This window comes from Methanobrevibacter curvatus (assembly GCF_001639295.1).
Classification (GTDB): Archaea; Methanobacteriota; Methanobacteria; order Methanobacteriales; family Methanobacteriaceae; genus Methanoflexus; species Methanoflexus curvatus.
Window position 1 is genome coordinate 1 of the sequence record NZ_LWMV01000124.1, and the last position, 744, is coordinate 744.

1 protein-coding gene is annotated in these 744 nt (G+C 31.7%); it reads right to left on the reverse strand.

The window, feature by feature from the left end:
- A partial coding sequence (locus MBCUR_RS03155) for a DUF11 domain-containing protein (protein WP_157077625.1) occupies window positions 1–744 on the reverse strand: 744 nt, incomplete at both ends.

A 744-nucleotide genomic window follows, 5' to 3' on the forward strand; every position in this document is an offset into this window, starting at 1 on the left:
GGTTCACAGTAGTAACAACAGTAATATTAGTCTCATTATCAGGAGTACTACTATTATTACCAGTATTATTCTCAGTAACATTAGTAACATTCGCAACATTCACAATATTACCAGTACCATTAAGCTTAACAAGAATATCCAAAACAATAGACTCACCATTAGCCAAAGCACCAATATTCCAAACACCAGTACCAGGAACATAATAAGTAAACCTTGGAGAAGTACTGTTAATATAAATTAACCTACTATCCAACTTATCAGTAATAACCAAACCAGTCGCATTATCAGGACCATAATTGGTTACATTAATAGTATACAAGATATAAGCACCATTCAAAACAGATCCACTTACATTAGATGTTTTAACAATACTAATATTCACAGTAGTAACAACAGTAATATTAGTCTCATTATCAGGAGTACTACTATTATTACCAGTATTATTCTCAGTAACATTAGTAACATTCGCAACATTCACAATATTACCAGTACCATTAAGTTTCACAAGAATATCCAAAACAATACTCTCACCATTAGCCAAAGCACCAATATTCCAAACACCAGTACCAGGAACATAGAAAGTAAACCTTGGAGAAGTACTGTTAATATAAATTAACCTACTATCCAACTTATCAGTAATAACCAAACCAGTCGCATTATCAGGACCAAAATTAGTCACATTAATAGTATACAAGATATAAGCACCATTCAAAACATTACCAGACACATTAGATGTTTTAACAA